This window comes from Bartonella sp. AC329YNZD, assembly GCF_042196685.1.
GTDB lineage: Bacteria > Pseudomonadota > Alphaproteobacteria > Rhizobiales > Rhizobiaceae > Bartonella.
Genome location: NZ_JBHIQS010000006.1, coordinates 21840 through 42785 on the forward strand (window position 1 = coordinate 21840; position 20946 = coordinate 42785).

Below are 20946 nucleotides of genomic sequence, written 5' to 3' on the forward strand. Positions count from 1 at the left end.
CATTCTTCTTTATCTCTCTCTAAACAGGTTAAACAAGCATTTGTTTGAATATGATAAATGTTTCTTAACTCTAAAAAGACAAATAGTCTATGATATGAATGATTTGAATGTAGGAATATACCTATGAGTGCTGTATCTGCGCAAAATACTCGTCGAAAAAATACATTTCTTAGCGATACGCTTATGTTTCGTATTGCTTCTACTTTGCCTAAGTTTTTGTTAGCAAGTTTTGAAGAAATAGGGGATTTTGCCGCGAGTCGAGAAGCATGGAAACTTTCTTGCTTAGCGAATCATTATAAGCCTTTACTATGCTATAATGATGAATGGGGGCAACCAACAGAAAGATTAGAGATCCATTCTTCCTATCAAGCTCTTCAACAATATTCTAGACAAGCAGGTTTGGTTACCTCGCTTTGGGAAAATACGAGCTCAGAAAATGGAGTACGCTATCAAGCGCGTGCGATTCGTTTAGCTTTATCTGCTGGTTTAGAAACAGGACATTTGAATGAAGTTATCATAACGAGTGCAGCTATTGCTGTTTTAATTAGTGATATTGAGCTCTTCAAAAAATGGCAACATGTCCTTTTATCACGCCAATATGATTCCTCATCAAAGCCTATTCATCATAAAAAGGCTGCTTCTCTAACTTGTGCATTTGACGATATTGAAAAATACGCTTTCAATTTTCCAAGTGTTAAGAAAATTTCTTTCGATGAAAGTATGGAACGTGATCTATATCGTTTAAATGTTGTAAAAACCAACGTTATTAATCCTACCGCTGACGGATATCTTGTTAGTGCAGATTTAGATGGTCATTTAAGTTGTTTTTTTATTCCACGCATACAAGAAAATGGCGCATTAAATGGATCTATATCGATTCGTCATTTAATTCAGCGTTCTGGAGAACTTTTAACACCAGAGGGGGTTGTCGACTTCCAAGGCAGTTATGGCTGGCTTTTGGGAAATGCTGGAGAAGGGCTTAAAGTTATTAAAGATATCGAGACGATGATGCGTTTCGATCAATCTGTCATATCGGCAGGTGTTTTACGAGCGGCTCTTCAATTTGGTATGGATTTTTTCCGGAAAAAAATGCCCAATCAGCCTTTACCTCCACTGACAGAACGTATTTTTGCAGATATTGCATTAGATATAGCTGCCTCACAAGCATTGGTTTTGCGTTTAGCAAGAGCATTTGACAATGCAGCAAATGACCGTTCTGAAGCAGCTTTTGCCCGCATTATGACACCTATTATTGCTTATCATGTAAGTCAATTGGTTGTGCCTATTATTGGTGAAATTATTGCACAACTTGGTATTGAAAGTTTTATAGAGAATAATCCATTATCACAAATGTTGCATAATGGGCCTGCGCGAATTGTGAGAAATAGTTCTGCTAATCAATTGGTAAAGGATGCCATCCTTATTGGTGAAAAAGCACCGGGATTGTTTCAGAAATTGTTGGAAAAAATTGCTCTTGATATTGGACCAGCGGGACCCCGAGCAATTGAAATTATTAAATCAGCAGGTGATATGGCATCAGCAAATGAAGGTGCAGGAAGATTTTTTGTTGAACAAGTAGCTTATGCAGCAGCAGCAGCAGCATTACGTTCTACGGACATAGAACATGTTGCGAATGCCTATATGGAAAGCCGCCTTGGGGGACAATGGAGATCTTCTTACGGGATGCTCATTGCGCGATATAATGCAGGGCATTTGCTCAATGTCCTCTATCCTTCCATATGATGAAAGTTTTGAATTCTATTGAGAGCACCTTGCAATATAAAAGCGGCGGCTGCCGAATCAATACGGCTTACTCTTTTAGCGCGCGATACATTCATTTCTAAAAGAGACCGTTCTGCAGCAATTGTTGATAAACGTTCGTCCCAAAAAACAAATGGAATTTTTGTATAAGCTTTCATATTGCTCACAAAAGCTCTGGTTGCTTGAACACGAGAGCCACTGCTTCCATTCATGTTAAGAGGTAAACCAATGATAATAACACCTACATTTTCACGGTCAAAAATTTTAATAAGTGTGTAAGCATCTTCTGTAAATTTTTTTCGCTGTAATACAGGACGCGGATTTGAGACAATCAACCCCCTATCAGAAATCGCAATTCCGATCGTTTTTGTCCCTAAATCTAAGCCTGCTATCGTTTGTCTAGGCAAAAGATGTGTTATAACTTCATCTATATTAATAACAGTCATAAAGGTATAATACGTTTTTTAATGTTTCAGATCTATAGTTATATTCTTTATTCATGTTATCTAATATTCTTGCACTTACAAGTGCAGCCTTGTATAGCCAGAATAAAGATCAATAAATAAACAAAAAAGCAGAAAGGCGTAAAGAGTATGTCTGTTGATCAAGAGACAGTCAAGCGGATAGCACATTTAGCAAGGATTGCTCTCCACGATGATGAGATAGAACCTGTGACAAAAAAATTCAATGCTATTTTAGGTTTTGTAGAGCAATTGAATGAAGTTGATGTCAGTGGAGTTGAGCCATTAACTTCTGTGATGCCGATGACTCTACGAATGCGTGAAGATAGTGTTACAGATGGCGATAAAGCAGCAGATATTGTAGCCAATGCCCCTGTTACAGAAGAAAATTTTTTTCTTGTCTCAAAAATTGTTGAGTAACTTTTTATATTTTTGAAATTTGAGAACCAATATGACTGATTTAACAACTCTCACAATTGCGCAAGCTCGTGATGCTTTAATAAAGAAAAATCTCAAAGCAACAGAATTAACGGAAGCTTATTTACAAGCAATAGAATCAGCTAATCCAATTTTGAATGCTTATGTAACAATAACAGCAGAACAGGCAATGAAAATGGCTGCTGAATCAGACAGTCGCTTAGCGAGAGGGCAGGAAGGGCTTTTGGAAGGAATTCCCTTGGGGATTAAAGATCTTTTTGCAACCTATGGTGTTCATACTCAAGCCTGTTCAAATATCCTTGATGGTTTTAAACCGCACTATGAATCAACTGTCACGGCTAATTTATGGCAAGATGGTGCTGTGATGTTAGGAAAACTTAATATGGATGAGTTTGCTATGGGCTCATCCAACGAAACATCATATTATGGTCCCGTTATTAATCCATGGAAAAAAAAAGGCTCAAATGAAAAACTCGTACCCGGTGGTTCTTCAGGTGGTTCTGCAGCCGCTGTTGCGGCACAAATTTGTGCTGGTGCAACTGCAACCGATACAGGTGGCTCAATACGTCAACCCGCAGCTTTTACTGGAACTGTAGGAATAAAGCCAACTTATGGACGTTGTTCGCGATGGGGCGTTGTTGCGTTTGCTTCATCTCTTGATCAAGCTGGACCTGTTGCTAGAGATGTTCGTGATTGTGCTATTTTACTAAGATCAATGGCCTCTTTTGATGAAAAAGATTCTACTTCCGTCAATTTACCAGTTCCTGATTATGAAAGTTATCTTGGTCAATCAATCAAAGGAATGAAAATCGGTATTCCAAAAGAATATCATGTAGATGGAATGTCTCCAGAAATTATTGAGCTTTGGCAAAAAGGAATAAATTGGTTAAAAGAAGCAGGTGCTGAGATTAAAGATATTTCTTTGCCCCATACAAAATATGCTCTACCTTCTTATTACATTATCGCTCCTGCAGAAGCCTCTTCTAATTTAGCGCGTTATGATGGTGTGCGTTTTGGTTTGCGCATGCCTGGAAAAGACATCATTGAGATGTATGAAAATACGCGTTCTGTTGGTTTTGGAGATGAAGTCAAACGGCGCATTCTGGTTGGAACTTATGTTCTTTCATCTGGGTATTATGATGCCTGTTATTTAAGAGCTCAAAAAGTAAGAACACTCGTAAAGCGTGATTTTGACCAATGTTTTGCTTCAGGCATTGATGCTATTTTGACACCAGCAACACCAACACCTGCTTTTGGTATTGCTGATGAAAAAATAAAAAATGATGCTGTCGCAATGTATCTTAATGATATTTTTACGGTACCAGTTAATATGGCTGGTTTACCAGGAATTTCTGTTCCTGCTGGTCTGTCATCAAATGGTTTACCGTTAGGACTGCAATTGATTGGTAAACCTTTTTCTGAGGAAGTTATTTTTCAGATAGCGCACATTATTGAACAAGCAGCAGGAGTATACTGTGCAGAAAAATGGTGGATATCATAGTTAAGCGCAAAAAGGCATTTCTCATTAAATAGAGAGATGCTTTTTTAAAAGGAGGAGGGGAGAACTTTATTTCCTTAATTTGTAGCCTTTATCCACCAAGATAGGCTTCTTTAACACGTGGATCAGAAAGCATAGCTTTACCTTCACCGTGAAATAAAATATGCCCTACCTCTAAAATATAAGCATAGTCAGCTATGGAAAGTGCAGCAAATGCATTTTGCTCAATAAGAAGAACAGTTTTTCCCATATCATTAATTTTTCGGATAATTGAAAAAATTTCCCGAACGAGAAGGGGCGCTAATCCCAACGACGGTTCATCTAATATGACCATATCAGGATTGCTCATGAGTGCGCGGCCTACAGCAACCATTTGTTGTTCCCCACCTGACATTGTTCCTCCCAACTGTTTTGATCTTTCACGTAGGCGCGGAAAAAGATCAAATATCCATTCAATATCACGAGAAATTCCCTGTTTATCATGACGGATATAAGCACCTAGATGGAGATTCTCTAAAACAGTGAGATGAGGCATAATACGACGCCCTTCAGGACTGAGAGCAATCCCTAAACGCAAAATCTCTTCTGGTGACTTTTTAATAATTGATTTGCCATTATAGGTAATTTCTCCATACACAGAGCGATTAAGTCCTGTAATAGAACGTACAATACTGCTTTTTCCTGCACCATTGGCGCCAATTAAAGTGACAATACTTCCTTTTTTTATGGACATAGAAAGATCTTGGACAGCTTTAATGGCACCATAATGAACGTGAAGATTTTTTATTTTAAGAATATCCATACACATCTCCGCCAAGATAAGCTTCAATAACTTTAGGGTTATTACGAATTTCATCTGGTGTACCATTGGCAATGCAACAGCCATGTTCCATGACTAAAATATGTTGGCAAAGTCCCATAACCACTTTCATATCATGCTCGATAAGAAGAATTGTAAGATCAAAGTCTTTTTGCACTTTTGTTATAAATTCTTTAAGATCTTCGCTTTCTTGTGGATTCATGCCAGCAACAGGTTCATCAAGAAGAAGCAATTTGGGCTTTGTGGCTAACGCACGTGCAATTTCTAGACGTCGCTGCACACCATAAGGTAAAGCTGTTGCCGATTGATTGGCAAGGTGATCAAGTTGTAGCCGTTCAAGAAGCTCCATGGAGTTTTTATAAATTTCTTTTTTTTCTTTCATTGCTTTTGAAAAAAATAGAGCTGAAGAAAACCAAGGATATTTTTGTCGAACATGCGCCCCCACCATAACATTTTGCAAAACCGTTAACCCTGAAAAAAGACGAATATTTTGAAATGTTCGGGCGATATGGCGTCTGCAGATAATATAAGGAGGTGCTCCAGAAATTTTTTGCTCATCAAAAAGAATAATACCGCTCGTAGGGGCATAAAATCCCGAAATCATATTGAAAACTGTTGTTTTTCCAGCACCATTGGGACCAATTAATCCAGTAATACTTCCTCGTTTAATTGCCATATTAATATTATTTACAGCAACTAATCCGCCAAAACGCATGACGATCTCGTTGAGTGAAAGGATGGTGTCGTTCATAGATTTCCCTCAGTATTAGAAAGTTTTTTGCGTATCAGAAAGCTATAAATTCCATTCCATGAGAATTCACGTTGTCCCATCAAGCCTTTTCTCCAAAACAAGATAATTACCAGCAATAAAAGAGAAAAAACAACCATACGAAGTCCTGGTGTTTCTGGAATATGTATAAAACCTAAGTCAAATGGACTTTCAATAATACGAAGCCATTCAAGCATAACTGTAATAACAATGCTACCAATAATACTCCCTGTAATTGAACCCAAACCACCAGCAACAACAATCATCAAAATATTAAAAGTGAGAAGAAAATTAAACATTTTGGGATCAATGGTTGAAATAAGAGCAGCCATTAATGCTCCACCTATACCTGCAAAAAACGCTCCAACAGTAAAAGAAAAACTACGGTAGAAAAAAGCGTTAATTCCCATAGTTTTCGCAGCTATTTCATCATCACGAATAGCACGTAATACATTACCAGTATTGCTTCGCAGTAAGAGAACAATAAAGAGAACTGTGAATGCTAGCCAACCATAGTTCCACCATAATGTTGCATTTTGAGGTATTCCTTTGATTCCTAAAGAGCCATTTGTGAGCGATGTTGCATTTGTAATGACAATGCGAATAATTTCTGCAAAACCCAATGTTGCAATTCCAAGATAATCACCACCAAGACGCAATATTGGCAAAGCAATCAATAAACCTACAACTGCGGCACACAAACCACTTACAACAACAGCAATGAAAAAAGGTAATTGCAGATGATACAATGGTTCAGCGATAGGCTCAAGAATCCACATCATCTCTTTTTGTTCAGGAGAAAGCAGTAAAATTGCGCAGACATAAGCACCAATAGCCATAAAGCCAGCATGTCCAAGAGAAAACATACCTGTAAAACCATAAATCAAATTAAGCGAAATTGCCAGTATCGCATTAATAGCAATCAGATTTATGATACGAAGCGTATAGTCATTAAAATGGCTATCAGCATAAAATAAAAAACCTATGAGAACTAAAACACTTATACACGATAAAATAGTTGTCACTGACTTTGCCATTAGATTTTCTCCTGACTTTTTTTACCCATTAATCCTGTGGGCAATATCAATAAAATCAGAATCAATAAAATGAAAGCGAAGGCATCTCGATATCCAGATAGCGCGGGGAAAAATGCGATAATCATAATTTCAATAAACCCTAATAACAATCCTCCCAACATTGCTCCTGGTATCGAACCAATCCCTCCGATAACAGCAGCGATAAATGCTTTGAGACCAGGAAGAACACCCATATAAGGCTGAATTTGAGGATAGCGCAAAGACCACATAATGCCTGATATAGCGGCAAGTGCTGAGCCTATTCCAAATGTAAATGCAATGACTTTATTAACAGATACACCCATCAAACGCGTCGTTTCAATATCATGGGAGATTGCACGCATAGCAAGACCCGGTTTCGTTTTATGGATAATCCATAACAGTAATACAATAAGAATTAATGACACAACGGGAACAATCAGAGACATAGGAGCAATTCTAATGATACCATCTGCGTCTGATCCTAGATGCCATAAAAATGGTGTTACAAGAAAATCTGGTTGTTTTACACCTTTCGGAATACCACTAAAGAGTACAGTAGCAAGATTTTCAATAAAAAAAGAAACACCGATCGCACCGATCAATGCCGAGATACGTGGAGCATGGCGTAGAGGTTTATAGGCAAGTTGATCAACAGTAACACCCACTGCACTTGTAATAAAAATGGAAAAACAAAGCGCTAAAACCCAAATCGGAGTGAAATCCTGTGGAGAAATTTTAAAGTAATAAACAAACCCTAAAGCAAGAATTAAAAAAACAGCAATCCAATAAATTGGAGGACGCCTTTTAAACCCTACAAAGACCGAATAATAAACAAGAGCAGCGAGGAACAAAAGAAGAAGGGCTGCCCAAGCAGGCATAAAGCCAATTGTGGAAAAGAAAACAAAATATGCTCCCAGCATAAAAATATCACCGTGAGCAAAATTAATGAGTCTCAGTATACCGTAGACCATAGTATAACCAATAGCGATAAGTCCATAAAGAGATCCCAATGCCAGTGCATTAAAAAAATACTGGATGAACATTTCAGTGCTCATCTCTCATCCTTCCACATTTGTTAATTTACATAAGACAACAAGAAACCTTTAAGTTTTTGGTTGAGAAAAGATCCTCAACCAATTCTTGTATTTTCATTAGTAAAACTTCTTAATTAAAAAGCAGGTTTAACTTCTTCTAAATAAACACGTTTTCCATCCTGTATTTTAATGATACCAATAGGAATTTTAGGATTATGATTTTCATCCATGGACATATCACCAAAGGGGGTTGGAAAATCTTTTAATTTGCTAAGTGCGATAGTAATTTTTTCACGATCAGCGCTACCTGCATTTTCAATAGCCTTCATAAACATCATATAACTCGTGTACCCTAAAACAGAATTGATATTTGGCTCTTTGTCAGGGTAAGCTTCTCTCCATTCTTTTGTGAATTCTTGCGCAGCTACTGACATATTTGGCATATCCTCACTATAGGGAAGTGTTGTATGTAAGAAACCTTCTGCCGCTTTTCCTGCAATCGTAATGGTTTCTGGATTATCCATAGCATCTCCACCCATAATTTGAAACTTCGCTCCTAATTCTCGTGCTTGTTTCATGATGATAGCACCTTCAGAAAAATAAGATGGAATGAATAAAATATCAGGTTTTTGTGCAATAATTTGCGTAAGAACAGCTGAAAAATCCTGATCTCCGGAATTATAGTTTAAATTTGAGATAACTTCACCACCTAATTTTTTGAAAGCACGTGTAAAATAACTTGCAAGACCAATAGCATAATCGTTTGAAATATCTTTGAGGATAGCAGCTTTTTTTGCGTGTAAAGTTTGGCTTACATAAGTTGCGATTCCTACTCCTTGATAGGAATCAATAAAGCAAGCGCGAAAGTAATATTTTTTACCCTGTGTAACAAGGGGACTCGTTGAGGACGTTGCAATGGTTGGAGTCTTTGCTTTTTCAGATATTTCACCACCTGCCAACGAAAGCGAAGAGCCATAGCTGCCAATGATTCCACTCACTTTTTCACTTGCTGTTAAACGCATAACAGCATTAGCTGCTTCTACTTTATCAGACTTATTATCAATAATAACAAGTTCCACTTTACGGCCTAAAATTTCTGGAACTTTTTTATGGGCTAATTCTATACCTCTAATTTCAAGCTGACCTCCAAATGCATTTTGACCACTTAATGGAAGATAAACACCAATTTTGATAGGTTCACTTGCATACACATTTGCTGTAAATGCCATGAATGCTGTGATTGTCGTAAGGATTTTTTTCAATTGCATGCGCATTTTCCTTAATTGAATTGTCGTTTTTGCACCTTATATTGAACTTCTTCATCATGCAAGTTACACATTAATGAAAATATCATTATGTAAAAAAACCTTTTATATGATCTCTTTTGTAGGGCATTCCTTGTAAGATATATAAAGCGTACAATCAAATAGTTTTATAAATATTCATGTTGATATTCTCTGATGTTAACATAGAAGATACGACAATATGGGGAAATCTTATCTTGGGACTTGCGTGTTGGTACAAGAGCAATGTTTACTTAAACTTAGAGAATCAATATCGTACAATTTATAAAAGCTACAGGATCACGTTATTATGACGAGTAAGGATGCATTAAAGGATTGTTCCCTATCTGAGGAGAGTATAGGTGCTTGTGGAGAGATTATTGAAATAAGTGGTGTCATTAAGTGGTTTGATGGTAGTAAGGGGTATGGATTTATTGTACCTGATTTACCTCATTTTCCCGATATATTATTGCATGTTACAGTAATGCGACGGGATGGTTTTCAAACAGCGATGGAAGGAGCTAAAGTTATTTGTGCTGTGGAAAAAACTGAACGAGGATTAAAGTGCGTTCAGGTGAAATCCATAGATTGTTCTTCAGCTGTTCACCCATCAGAAGTTCCAGCCCGTACCCATGTTGTTGTGACTCCAGAAAGTGGCCTAGAACGTGCAATTGTTAAATGGTTTAATCGTGATAAAGGTTTCGGTTTTCTTAGCCGTGGACAAGGAACAGAAGATATTTTTATTCATATGGAGACGTTGCGCCGTTTTGGTTTAGCAGAGCTTCGTTCGGGCCAAGTTGTTCTTGTGCGTTTTGGAAAAGGGGAAAAAGGTTTAATGACAGCAGAAATTTATCCAGATATAGGTATTCCTTTTTCTACGCATTAAATTATTGTGCATTGAATTTCACTAGTAAAATCAGTATGTTTTCTGTGTTTTTTAAAGGTAATTATTGCATAAAAAGCTAGAGAGGTAAATATATTTCAAGAAAATATGACTCTCGTGAATCGATAAACCAAATGGAAAAATTGCTCCTATTGTGTTGAGAAAAAATAGAGAAAAACAATGAAACAGCTCTCTTTTTTTTGATTTTTTAGCACTTTTTATTTTAGAAACAAAGTTTGAAATTTTTCTGTGGTGGAGACAAGAATGTTAAAGCCTTTTAAAAAAGAGCATATCATTTTATTGGCGATACTTTTTATGTTAAACGTGCATGTTGTTTTAGCAAAGAAGCCCATAGAGATTCCCGTTCATCCAATTCCTTTAGAAATACATACAAAGCAAGGTGCGATTTATTATAAGGTAGAGCTTGCTTTTACACCATCTCAAGCAGCAGCTGGTTTAATGTATCGGACTGATTTTCCACGCGATCGTGCAATGCTCTTTAAGCAGCAAAAAGGTTATCTATCGGGAGATGAGCAGAAGTTTTTTATGTGGATGGCAAATACACCTTTACCTTTAGATATGATTTTTTTAAACTCTGAGGGAATTATTGTATCGATTATTGAAAATACTTCTCCATTTTCAACAAACACTATTTCCTCAGGAGTTCCTGCAACTTTTGCACTTGAAATTAATGCTGGTGAAGTTTCTGAAAAACAGATACAAAAAGGGCAACGTGTTATTCATCCTGTACTTTGTGGAAAGTGCAATAAAAAATGACCGCTGAAGATATTCGTTTTTTTGAATATGATGGTTTGCGATTTGCTTATCGAGAAGAAGGGCAAGGCGCTCCTGTTTTGTTGATCCATGGTTTTGGATCTTCTGCACGGGTGAATTGGTATGCGACAGGTTGGTTTCGTATTCTCACGGAAGCAGGATATCGTGTTATTGCTCTTGATAATCGCGGTCACGGAGATTCAGTTAAAAGTTATGATCCTGCTTTTTATACACCTCAAGCTATGGCTGGTGATGCGATAAAGTTACTACAGCATTTAGAGTTATCTAAAGCCCATGTTATGGGATATTCTATGGGAGCTCGTATTAGTGCTTTTATGGCTCTTTTGCATCCAACATATGTGAACAGCGTTATTTTTGGTGGTTTAGGTATTGGTATGGTAACGGGAGCAGGAAATTGGGAGCCTGTGGCTGAAGCTCTTTTAGCGGAAGATATTTCTACCATTACCAATACGCGCGGTTTAATGTTCCGTAAATTTGCTGATCAAACGAAAAGCGATAGACGTGCTCTGGCTGCTTGTATTATCACATCAAAACAGGAGTTAACGGCATCTGAAATTTACAAAATCGAACAACCTGCACTTGTTGCCGTTGGTTCATTAGATGAAATTGGTGGCGCTGCAGAGCCATTAGCAGCCTTGTTGCCTTATGGTGAAGCTTTATCAATTCCTGGTCGTGATCATATGCTTGCTGTAGGCGATAAAGTTTATAAAAAAGGAGTTATCGATTTTCTTTCTCGTTATCCTATAAAATAAGCATTCTTCATAGGTTTTAGTATTTACAAAAATACCTAATATTCTTCTATATAAACTGAAAGCTTATTTAAAAATTTCCCATTATGAAATGAATTCTTATAAAAATGGAGAGAAAAATGAACTCTTATTAGCTTATTTTGTATATTTTTTAGAGATGTAATTCTTCTAAGGTTAGACAATATCTACTTTAAAAAGTCGTTAAAAAGAATTATTTTTTAATGATATAATAATGTTTTTTGCTAAAAACTGTAGCTTTAAATAAAAAAGTTTTGTTCTTTGAATTTTTTATAGAAGGAACAAAACTATAAATGGTTGATCAATTTTTCTCCCGAATAGGAATCTGTAAATGCAGATGCTAAAATTAGAAATAAAGTAAAATTATTAAAAATATACAATTTTCTGCCGTTTTTTAATTTATACGGGTATATTTAATAATGAGGATTCCTTTTGTAGAAGTTTTTTATGAATGTATAAAAAGCAGTGTAAATATATGTAATATTAAGTGAATATTCAGATTAAGCTTTTTTACTAACTTTATAGAATCATAGGTGTGTCTTATTTGCATGACACGCAATTGTTTTAATTGTCTCAAAAAATAGGAGAGTATAGTGAATGCTGATGAAATAAAAAAACTTAATAATTATTTAAAAAATATATTCCAAAACTCAGCATTGCACGTCAAAGCACGGCCTAAGAAAGATGATTCTTGTGAGGTTTATATGGGGGATGAGTTTTTAGGTATTATTTATCGAGATGAAGATGAAGATGAGCTGTCCTATAATTTTTCAATGGCTATATTAGATATTGATTTAGAAAATTGATTCGTTATTCATTGTTGAATGAAGCCTTTTTTCATCCTATAAGGTTTATATAAGCTTTAATGCTTTAAAGCTCGTGTGGTTATTTCGTGCGATAATAAGGTGATCGTGGATAGTAATGCCTAATGCATTTGCTGCGTCTTTTAATCTGTATGTCATTGTTATATCTGCGTCAGATGGTGTGGAATCGCCAGAAGGGTGATTGTGGACTAAAATCAATCCTGATGCGGATAACTCTAAAGCTCGAGAAATAACTTCACGAGGATACACAGGGGTATGATCAATAGTTCCAGTTTGTTGCACCTCATCAGCAAGTAAGCCGTTTTTCTTATCAAGAAATAAAATACGAAATTGTTCACGGGTTTCGTGAGCCATAACAGCTTTACAATAAGCTAACACTTTATCCCATGATGAAAAAATATCGCGTTTAAATAATTGTGCACGAGCAAGACGTCCAGCAACATCTGAGATAATTTTTAAATCAATTGCAGTTGCGGGACCACATCCTTGAACTTCTTGAAGCCGGTGAATATCAGCTCCCAATACATCAGCTAATGAACCAAAACGTGCTATCAAATTTTTAGCTATGGGTTTTGTATTTGCGCGGGGGATTGTGCGAAAAAGCAATAATTCAAGATATTCATAATCTTCAATTGCATTTCCTTTTGACTTTAAATAGCGTTTCCGAAGACGTTCACGATGTCCTTGATAATGTTTATGAAGCTGTGTGTTTTTCTCAGGCTCTTTACTTTTTCTATCAGATACTGGGATGAGTGGAAAACTTGATGTTAATGCAAAGTGATTACTTTGAATATCTTCCTTTTGATTTAATTTTTTAGCCATAACATCTCTACAGTGCATTAGGTATACGAATTGGGAATATAAAAAATATTTTTAGGAGATTGTGTAAATATTTCACACCCCTCATTTGTGACACCAATTGTATGTTCATATTGTGCTGTCAAAGAGCGGTCGCGGGTAACGGCAGTCCAACCATCAGATAAAATCTTAACTTGTGGCTTACCAAGGTTAATCATAGGCTCAATTGTAAACATCATACCTTGTTTTAATTCGACTCCTTCTCCAGGGTTTCCATAATGGAGGATATTGGGTGCATCATGAAAAAGCTGACCGATACCATGTCCGCAAAAATCTCTCACAATTGAGCACCGTTCAGATTCTGCATACTGTTGAATAGCAGCACCAATATCACCTGTGGTTGCTCCAGGCTTAACAACAGCAATTCCTTTCATAAGACTTTCATAGGTTATTTGTAAAAGGCGTTCTGCAGCACGTCTGATTTTTCCAACAGGATACATTCGACTTGAATCTCCATGCCAACCATCAAGGATAAAGGTTACATCAACATTCACAATATCGCCTTCTTGCAAGGGTCTTTTATTGGGAATACCATGACAAACAACGTGATTGATGGATGTACAGCATGAATGGCTGTATCCATGATAATTTAAATCAGCAGGAAGAGCTCCTCGCTTAGCACCAAAAATGAATACAAAATCATCAATTTCTTGCGTAGTAACGCCTGGCTTAATAATATCCGTAAGCGCATCAAGGCATTCTGCAGCAATACGACCAACTTCACGCATTTTCGCAAAAGCATAATCATCAAAAATGCGGATTTTTCCATTAAATTTTAAAGGTATTTCATTATATTCAATATACTCAGTCATTGTTTCTTCTGTTTTCTATTTTTACTCTCTGAATCGGAAAAATGCCTTCTACACTTACATGACACTTTACAGCATAACATTCTACTCCTGATTTTAATGCTAAATCAAACTTACGTCCATAGAGTGGATCAAGATCATGACAAATTGTAAAAGCTGAGCAATCTTCTCGTTGAATAATATAAAGCATAGCTGCTCGTTTTCCTTGTTGTACAACCCCTATAAGTTCTTCAAGGTGACGTGCACCACGTTTTGTTTCTGTATCAGGAAATTCTGCTAATCCTTTTTGACGAATAAAATGAACATTTTTAACTTCTAGGTAACAATCAAGAAGAATGTCATCACGTAAAAGAAAGTCAATTCGTGATTGTGTCCCATAGCGTTGTTCTTTTAAGATTGTTTTATACCCACTTAATTCTGGTAGTAATTCGTTTTGAATTGCTTCTAGTGCAAGTTTATTGGGTAAAGTGGTATTAATGCCAACCAAAGTATTATCGGTTTCAACAATTTCTAATTGATAGGCATATTTTCGCTTGCTGTTGTTATGATATGAAAGCCAAATATTGGAGTTGGAAGCTGTTAATCCAAGCATTGATCCTGTATTAGGGACCGACACGGTGAAAACATGTTGATCATCTTGTTTAACATCCGCAAGAAAACGTTTATAACGACGGATAAGCTTTGCAGGAAAAAGTTTGGGAATAAAATACATATTCCTTTTTTAGGATTTATGATTTCATAATTCAACTGAGATTATGATGGGTAGGAGTTGTCACCTACTAAACAAGATAAAATTAATGTAAAAAATGTTACGATATCTTATATAAGTTACGATATCTTATATAAATTGTATAAACTCCATAGTCTACTTTGAATGGCTTTTAAAATTTATTATTAACAAGCATTGGTGTACTTTGAAGAAGATTGCTTTTAAAAAAACAACGAATGGAGCATAAGTAAGTGCAATTAGGGAGTATTGATGGCAGGAACGAATAAGAATCGTGAAAATTTAACAAATGGTCCCGTTATTATTTTAGTTGAACCGCAGCTTCCTGAAAATATTGGTATGGTCGCAAGGGCAATGGCAAATTTTGGGCTTTCTAAGCTTCGATTAGTCAATCCTCGAGAAATGTTTCCAAATGAAAAAGCTAGAGCTGCTGCAAGTAAAGCTGATCATGTCATTAACAACGCTGTGATTTTTGATACATTGCGTGATTCAATTGCAGATTTACACTATGTTTTTGCCACAACAGCGCGTGAAAGATGTGGATTTAAAACTGTAAAAAGTGCTGTCGAAGCAGCAAGCGTATTACGTCAGCGTGAAAGTATCGGACATAAGACAGGTATTGTCTTTGGAAGAGAGAGATGGGGACTAGAAAATGATGAAATCAGCCTTGTTGATGAAATCATCACTTTTCCAGTTAATCCTGCTTTTGCATCTCTCAATATTGCGCAAGCGGTTCTTTTAATGTCTTACGAATGGATGAAAACAGGTCTAGAGAATGTCAGCGATACGGCATTTCGTGCCGCAGAGATGGAACCTGCAAATAAAACAATATTTCATGGTTTTTTATCTCAGTTAGAAGAGGCTTTGGATATTCGTGGATATTTTAGACCCCCAGAACGCAAAGAAGTGATGCTTGCAAATTTACGCTCTGTTTTTACGCGTGCTAACTTTAGTGAACCTGAGGTTCGTTTATTGCGGGGCGTTATATCTTCACTGGATTATTTTTCACCACAATATCCACGGGGAAGTGGAGCACCTAAAGAGCGCGACCGTAAAAAATTACAAACAAGTGTGAAAACTGATGGATGAACAGCCTGTTCTTTTTTTTGATAGTGGTATTGGTGGTTTAACTGTCTTAAGGGAAGTGCGTGTTCTTATCCCTGAAAGGCAATTTATTTATGTGGCTGATGATGCGGGATTCCCTTATGGCAATTGGGAAGAAAATGTTTTGAAAGACCATATTTTAAAGATTTTTACAAATCTTTTAACACGTTATAATCCCGCCTTATGTGTCATTGCTTGCAATACTGTTTCTACACTGATGATGGCAGATTTACGACAAAATTTTCCTCATGTTCCTTTTGTAGGAACGGTTCCTGCAATTAAATTAGCTGCTGAACAGACGAAATCTGGTTTTATTTCCGTATTAGCAACCCCTGGAACAGTTAAACGTGCTTATACAAATGAATTAATCAACTCTTTTGCTGGACAGTGTCATGTTCAGCTTGTGGGAAGTGAAAAGCTTGCTGGATTTGCTGAAAATTATTTACGGGGAAAATCTATCGATTCGAAAGAGATAAAGAAAGAAATCCTTCCATGTTTTGTGGAAAAAAATGGCAAATATACTGATATTATTGTTTTAGCCTGCACACATTATCCTTTTTTGATTAGCTTCTTTCGTGAACAAGCTTTATGGTCCGTTAAATGGATTGATCCAGCAAAGGCTATCGCTAAACATACCAGATCATTATTGCCATTGTCGGAAAAAATACAGCAGCAACCTGTAAAGAAATATCAAGATTTTGTGTTGCTAACATCAAAAAAGGTCACTTCTTCAACGGAGCGTTTATTAAAAGGATTTGGCTTAAAACTCATGAAAAGAGTTGACTTTGGGATACGAGATCAATAAAATTGTTCCAGCTTTTTCTTTCAAGAAAATGGCATTAATTGACGTGTCCCGTGGATAACTTTGCATATTGATATGTTAAGGTATTCTGTCAGTCTTTAGTATTTAAAGGCAGAGGAGGGCGCGTTTCCTTGGGGTCTTAAGATCTTGTGTTTTATTTTAAAGGAAATGCGATGAGTAAACGCGAAACAACAAAGTATAAAATTGACCGTCGTATGGGAGAAAATATTTGGGGTCGTCCAAAATCTCCCGTCAATCGTCGTGATTATGGTCCAGGTCAGCATGGACAGCGTCGTAAAGGAAAACTTTCTGACTATGGGGTGCAGTTGCGCGCTAAACAAAAGCTGAAAGGGTTTTATGGAGATATTTCAGAAAAGCAATTTCATAAAACTTATGAAGAAGCCGCTCGTCGACGGGGTGATACTGGTGAAAATCTTATCGGTCTGTTAGAGTCACGTTTGGATGCTGTCGTCTATCGCGCAAAATTTGTACCTACAATTTTTGCTTCTCGTCAATTTATCAACCACGGTCATGTTAACGTAAATGGGCGGCGTACAAATATTCAATCTTATCGTTGTAAGCCTGGTGATGTTATTGAGGTTCGGGAAAAATCAAAACAACTTGTTTTAGTTTTAGAAGCAGTACAATTGGCAGAACGTGATGTCCCTGATTATATTGAAGCTGATCATAAACAGATGAAAGCAACCTTTACACGTATTCCTGCTTTTGCAGATGTTCCTTATGCTGTGCAAATGGAACCTAATTTGGTTGTTGAATTTTATTCTCGATAAATTTTTATGAGGAAACATGTTTTCCTCTTTCTGTGATTATAACTTCAAAATAGTGTGTTTTTTATAATCTTTGAAGTTAACAAGTGTTTTTTGTGAATGGTTCTATATTAAGTTTATTGCTATGTTTTAGAGCGATAAACTTATATAGTTCCATTTCTTTTTTATGTATCTAATTTTATAAATTCAAAAAACATAAATGTAAGTTTACTTTATATTTGTTTCTGTCTTTGCAAAACGAGCTATTACTTGTGCAGGATATGGTATTATGAATGATGTTTCAGTTGAATATCAAACAATAGAGGAAAACGAAGAGAGAGATGATCTTTTGGAAAGAGAAGCAGATGAATGTCATCCAATATTTCGGGTTGCTCCTTCCAGCGTAGAATTTAATAAATTGCGCAAACGGCTTTTGCGTCATATGCGGCAGGCTTTGGATGATTTTTCTATGCTCTCTACGGGAAAAAAATGGCTTGTCGCTTTATCGGGTGGAAAAGACTCTTATGGTTTATTAGCGCTTCTTTTAGACTTAAAATGGCGTGGTCTTTTACCCATTGAAATTCTTGCTTGTAATCTTGATCAAGGACAACCAGGATTCCCGAAACATATTCTTCCAGACTTTTTAAGTTCTTATAAAATTCCCTATCGTATTGAATATCAGGATACTTATTCCATTGTTACAGATAAATTGGCAAAGACGCAGACATATTGTTCCCTTTGTTCTCGTTTACGACGAGGAAATCTCTATCGCATTGCACGTGAGGAGGGCTGTTCTGCATTAGTTTTAGGTCATCATCGTGATGATGTTTTGGAAACGTTTTTCATGAATTTGTTTCATGGTGGTCGATTAGCCGCTATGCCTGGAAAACTTAAAAATGATGAAGGTGATCTTTTTGTATTACGTCCTCTTGTCTATGCTGCTGAAGAAGATATGGAAAAATTTTCTCAAGCAATGCAATTCCCAATTATTCCTTGTAATCTTTGCGGCAGTCAAGATGGGTTACAACGTAATGCAATGAAAGAAATGCTGAAAAACATTGAAAAACAAATGCCAGGACGTAAAGATACGATGATTCGCGCTTTAACAAATGTGCGCCCAAGTCATTTGCTTGATAAGAAATTCTTTGATTTTAAAACGTGTTAATAAAAATTAGATATTAAAAAAAATAAGTTTAAAGAGTTTAAGATAAGAGACTTATTTATAATGATAATTTATTTTTTTCATTTAAATATCGTCAGATTGTTTTGTTTCAAATTCTCTTATATTGCATCCATAAAAAACATCCGTTTGCATATCACAAAGGAAATTCTTGTGTGCATAAAACACTCTTGAAAAAAGTTTCCTTTCACTAACCAATGACTGTCGTAATATGAAAAATGAAAAAATAATACGGCTGTCGATTTGCTCTTTTGTTAATTAAAAATGGGAAACCTTGTGGATTTTATTCTTTTGCGCCGCCGTCACCGTCATTTAAAGCTCATTTATAAGGTATTAAATTAAGAGAATATATAACTGCTTGGTATTTTGGGAGTGTATAGCAAACATTCAGAGCAAAGATTGCTCGTAAATTCTCATGAAGTAAGCTATATAAGTGATCAAGTTCGATTGTGAGTAGCTGATCTTTTTATAAACCGATGCTAATAGAAATCTTCATCATTGAGGATAGGGAGGGAGTTAATTTTTTAAACTGCTATACCATAAAGGTCATAGGCATCCGATTGTTCGATTTTAACAGTGACAAATTCACCAACACGCAGTGGACGTCGTGATGATATATGGACAACACCATCTATTTCTGGAGCATCGTATTGACTACGTCCTTTGGCAACTTTTCCTTGACTTTCATCGATAAGCACTCGGAGTCTTTTTCCAATTTTTTTCTTTAAAAGATGTGTAGAAATTTGTTGTTGTTTTGCCATAAAACGATGCCAGCGGTTTTCTTTCACCTCCTCAGGAATATTTTTTAATCCCAAATCATTTGCGGCAGCTCCTTTTACTTCTTCATATTTAAAGCACCCAGCGCGTTCAATTTTTGCTTCTTCTAGCCATTCTAGAAGTATATTAAAATCTTCATTCGTTTCACCAGGAAAACCAACTATAAATGTTGATCGCAAAGTAAGATCTGGACATATTTTTCGCCATTTTTCAATTCTACGGTTTGTTTTTTCCATAAGTGCGGGACGCTTCATGTGACGCAAAACAGTCGGTGATGCATGCTGAAAAGGTATATCCAGATAAGGAAGAATTTTTTTTGCAGCCATAAGTTCGATAACTTCATCAACATGGGGATAAGGATAAACGTAATGCATACGTACCCAAATACCCATATCGCCTAATTCGCGACAAAGATCAAAGAATTTGGTTTTGATTGTACGATCTTTCCAAGAATTTTCGAGATATTTAAGATCAACGCCATAAGCACTCGTATCTTGTGAAATAACCAAAAGTTCTTTTACACCCGCTTGCACGAGTTTTTCAGCTTCACGAAGAACATCGCTGATGGGACGTGAAGTGAGATCACCACGCAAAGTAGGTATGATACAAAAACTACACCGATTAGAGCATCCTTCAGAAATCTTTAAGTAGGCATAATGGCGAGGAGTTAAACGAATACCTTGGGGAGGAACTAAATCAAGAAAAGGATCATGAACAGGGGGAATTGCTGTATGAACAGCTTCTATAACGCTTTCATAAGCTTGCGGTTTTGTAATAGCCAATACATTAGGATATGTTTGGCGAATAGCATCAGGATCAGCACCAAGACACCCTGTTACAATAACTTTTCCATTTTTTTTAAGAGCTTCATCAATATTGGCTAATGATTCTCTCCTTGCCGAGTCAAGAAAACCACAGGTATTCACAATAACGACATCAGCTCCTTGATGTTGACGTGAAATCTCATACCCTTCAGAGCGAAGGCGTGTAATAATTCGCTCAGAATCTACGAGTGCTTTTGGGCATCCGAGAGAGACAAAACTAATACGAGGTGCAACCATAATAATCCTATAATGACTATGAACAATTGAATGACTCTTTTATTGGCTTAAAAAGAAAAAATGTTCTTTATTTTTATACATATGCAATACAATCTGTTACAAATTTATTTGATTTTTTTCTACAATATTTTACGTGATTTTATACATGCATATGATTTTATCTTATTATACTGTAAAATACCATCGTTGAGAGCGATGATATAAAGCAAACTCCTTAAAACATTCAGTACTTTAGAGCGTGTAATGAATATTTCTAAGCTTACTTATCAAGCCTTGCGTAAGTGAAGCGCGTAAAAGGGAAGGGAAAAAAGAATTCATTCAACAAGAATCTGAATTATTCTCAGATCAGATTGGGGGAGGATGTCTTTTGAGGAGTGAGAAGAAAATCAATTTCTTGTGGCACAATATTAAAAATGTCCAACGGTTTTTTTACTGTATTTTATTGGCGTATGTATAGCGTAATATAAAAT

At 36.3% G+C, this 20946-nt stretch carries 21 protein-coding genes; 11 read left to right on the forward strand and 10 right to left on the reverse strand.

Annotation, left to right across the window (positions count from 1 at the left end; genetic code table 11):
- The first annotated feature begins 123 nt into the window (after positions 1-123).
- Positions 124-1743, forward strand: a complete 1620-nt coding sequence (locus ACFIMW_RS04435; protein ID WP_375606900.1) for an acyl-CoA dehydrogenase family protein — start codon at positions 124-126, stop codon at positions 1741-1743.
- On the opposite strand, the gene ruvX is transcribed toward ACFIMW_RS04435, so the two are convergent.
- Positions 1728-2207: a Holliday junction resolvase RuvX gene (ruvX, locus tag ACFIMW_RS04440; RefSeq protein WP_375606899.1), complete on the reverse strand. Its 480-nt coding sequence runs from the start codon at positions 2205-2207 to the stop codon at positions 1728-1730. The two genes, ACFIMW_RS04435 and ruvX, sit on opposite strands and share 16 nt — an antisense overlap.
- Positions 2208-2354: 147 nt before the next feature.
- Here ruvX and gatC point away from each other — a divergent pair, with 147 nt between their 5' ends.
- Both gatC and gatA read left to right on the forward strand, forming a co-directional pair.
- Positions 2355-2642, forward strand: coding sequence for an Asp-tRNA(Asn)/Glu-tRNA(Gln) amidotransferase subunit GatC (gatC, locus tag ACFIMW_RS04445; RefSeq protein WP_375606898.1), 288 nt, complete (start codon positions 2355-2357; stop codon positions 2640-2642).
- A gap of 31 nt (positions 2643-2673) precedes the next feature.
- A complete protein-coding gene (gatA, locus tag ACFIMW_RS04450; protein WP_375608349.1) occupies positions 2674-4161 on the forward strand; it encodes an Asp-tRNA(Asn)/Glu-tRNA(Gln) amidotransferase subunit GatA in 1488 nt (495 codons plus the stop codon).
- Positions 4162-4249: 88 nt separating this feature from the next.
- On the opposite strand, the gene ACFIMW_RS04455 is transcribed toward gatA, so the two are convergent.
- The 5 genes from ACFIMW_RS04455 to ACFIMW_RS04475 all read right to left on the reverse strand — a co-directional run bounded on the left by ACFIMW_RS04455 (position 4250) and on the right by ACFIMW_RS04475 (position 9107).
- On the reverse strand, positions 4250-4960 hold the full coding sequence (locus ACFIMW_RS04455) for an ABC transporter ATP-binding protein (RefSeq protein ID WP_375606896.1): 711 nt from the start codon (positions 4958-4960) through the stop codon (positions 4250-4252).
- Entirely contained in the window at positions 4947-5729 is a 783-nt protein-coding gene (locus tag ACFIMW_RS04460) for an ABC transporter ATP-binding protein (protein WP_375606895.1), read from the reverse strand. Before ACFIMW_RS04460 ends, ACFIMW_RS04455 begins: the two co-directional genes overlap by 14 nt.
- Positions 5726-6784, reverse strand: coding sequence for a branched-chain amino acid ABC transporter permease (locus ACFIMW_RS04465; RefSeq protein ID WP_375606894.1), 1059 nt, complete (start codon positions 6782-6784; stop codon positions 5726-5728). Before ACFIMW_RS04465 ends, ACFIMW_RS04460 begins: the two co-directional genes overlap by 4 nt.
- Positions 6784-7860, reverse strand: coding sequence for a branched-chain amino acid ABC transporter permease (locus ACFIMW_RS04470; RefSeq protein WP_375606893.1), 1077 nt, complete (start codon positions 7858-7860; stop codon positions 6784-6786). The genes ACFIMW_RS04465 and ACFIMW_RS04470 overlap by 1 nt, the downstream gene beginning before the upstream one ends.
- Positions 7861-7973: 113 nt before the next feature.
- Positions 7974-9107, reverse strand: a complete 1134-nt coding sequence (locus ACFIMW_RS04475) for an ABC transporter substrate-binding protein (protein ID WP_375606892.1) — start codon at positions 9105-9107, stop codon at positions 7974-7976.
- 325 nt (positions 9108-9432) lie between these two features.
- Here ACFIMW_RS04475 and ACFIMW_RS04480 point away from each other — a divergent pair, with 325 nt between their 5' ends.
- From ACFIMW_RS04480 to ACFIMW_RS04495, 4 genes are all read left to right on the forward strand, one after another.
- On the forward strand, positions 9433-10008 hold the full coding sequence (locus tag ACFIMW_RS04480; protein ID WP_375606891.1) for a cold-shock protein: 576 nt from the start codon (positions 9433-9435) through the stop codon (positions 10006-10008).
- Positions 10009-10269: 261 nt separating this feature from the next.
- Positions 10270-10782: a DUF192 domain-containing protein gene (locus ACFIMW_RS04485; protein WP_375608350.1), complete on the forward strand. Its 513-nt coding sequence runs from the start codon at positions 10270-10272 to the stop codon at positions 10780-10782.
- The gene (locus ACFIMW_RS04490; RefSeq protein ID WP_375608351.1) at positions 10779-11552 is read left to right on the forward strand and encodes an alpha/beta fold hydrolase; all 774 of its coding nucleotides are present in this window, start codon (positions 10779-10781) and stop codon (positions 11550-11552) included. Before ACFIMW_RS04485 ends, ACFIMW_RS04490 begins: the two co-directional genes overlap by 4 nt.
- 608 nt (positions 11553-12160) lie before the next feature.
- Complete coding sequence (locus ACFIMW_RS04495) at positions 12161-12373, forward strand: DUF3126 family protein (protein WP_375606888.1); 213 nt, start codon at positions 12161-12163, stop codon at positions 12371-12373.
- Positions 12374-12418: 45 nt separating this feature from the next.
- On the opposite strand, the gene radC is transcribed toward ACFIMW_RS04495, so the two are convergent.
- Genes radC through sfsA form a run of 3 tightly spaced genes read right to left on the reverse strand, consistent with a single transcriptional unit; the run spans position 12419 to position 14770 of the window.
- Positions 12419-13213, reverse strand: a complete 795-nt coding sequence (gene radC, locus ACFIMW_RS04500) for a DNA repair protein RadC (RefSeq protein WP_375608352.1) — start codon at positions 13211-13213, stop codon at positions 12419-12421.
- A 17-nt stretch (positions 13214-13230) separates the two neighbouring features.
- A complete protein-coding gene (gene map, locus ACFIMW_RS04505; RefSeq protein WP_375606886.1) occupies positions 13231-14061 on the reverse strand; it encodes a type I methionyl aminopeptidase in 831 nt (276 codons plus the stop codon).
- The gene (sfsA, locus tag ACFIMW_RS04510) at positions 14054-14770 is read right to left on the reverse strand and encodes a DNA/RNA nuclease SfsA (RefSeq protein WP_375608353.1); all 717 of its coding nucleotides are present in this window, start codon (positions 14768-14770) and stop codon (positions 14054-14056) included. The genes map and sfsA overlap by 8 nt, the downstream gene beginning before the upstream one ends.
- Positions 14771-15037: 267 nt before the next feature.
- Between sfsA and ACFIMW_RS04515 the strand changes: the two genes are divergently transcribed.
- The 4 genes from ACFIMW_RS04515 to ttcA all read left to right on the forward strand — a co-directional run bounded on the left by ACFIMW_RS04515 (position 15038) and on the right by ttcA (position 18623).
- Positions 15038-15874, forward strand: a complete 837-nt coding sequence (locus ACFIMW_RS04515; RefSeq protein WP_375606884.1) for an RNA methyltransferase — start codon at positions 15038-15040, stop codon at positions 15872-15874.
- Complete coding sequence (murI, locus tag ACFIMW_RS04520; protein WP_375606883.1) at positions 15867-16694, forward strand: glutamate racemase; 828 nt, start codon at positions 15867-15869, stop codon at positions 16692-16694. Before ACFIMW_RS04515 ends, murI begins: the two co-directional genes overlap by 8 nt.
- A gap of 170 nt (positions 16695-16864) precedes the next feature.
- Positions 16865-17482 (forward strand): 30S ribosomal protein S4, encoded by a 618-nt coding sequence (gene rpsD, locus ACFIMW_RS04525; protein WP_375606882.1) that lies wholly within the window; start codon positions 16865-16867, stop codon positions 17480-17482.
- A 265-nt stretch (positions 17483-17747) separates the two neighbouring features.
- Positions 17748-18623, forward strand: coding sequence for a tRNA 2-thiocytidine(32) synthetase TtcA (gene ttcA, locus ACFIMW_RS04530; RefSeq protein ID WP_375608354.1), 876 nt, complete (start codon positions 17748-17750; stop codon positions 18621-18623).
- A 539-nt stretch (positions 18624-19162) separates the two neighbouring features.
- On the opposite strand, the gene rimO is transcribed toward ttcA, so the two are convergent.
- Positions 19163-20476 carry a 30S ribosomal protein S12 methylthiotransferase RimO gene (rimO, locus tag ACFIMW_RS04535; RefSeq protein ID WP_375606880.1) on the reverse strand — a complete coding sequence of 438 codons (1314 nt, stop codon included), beginning with the start codon at positions 20474-20476 and terminating at the stop codon, positions 19163-19165.
- Between the last annotated feature and the right edge of the window lie 470 nt (positions 20477-20946).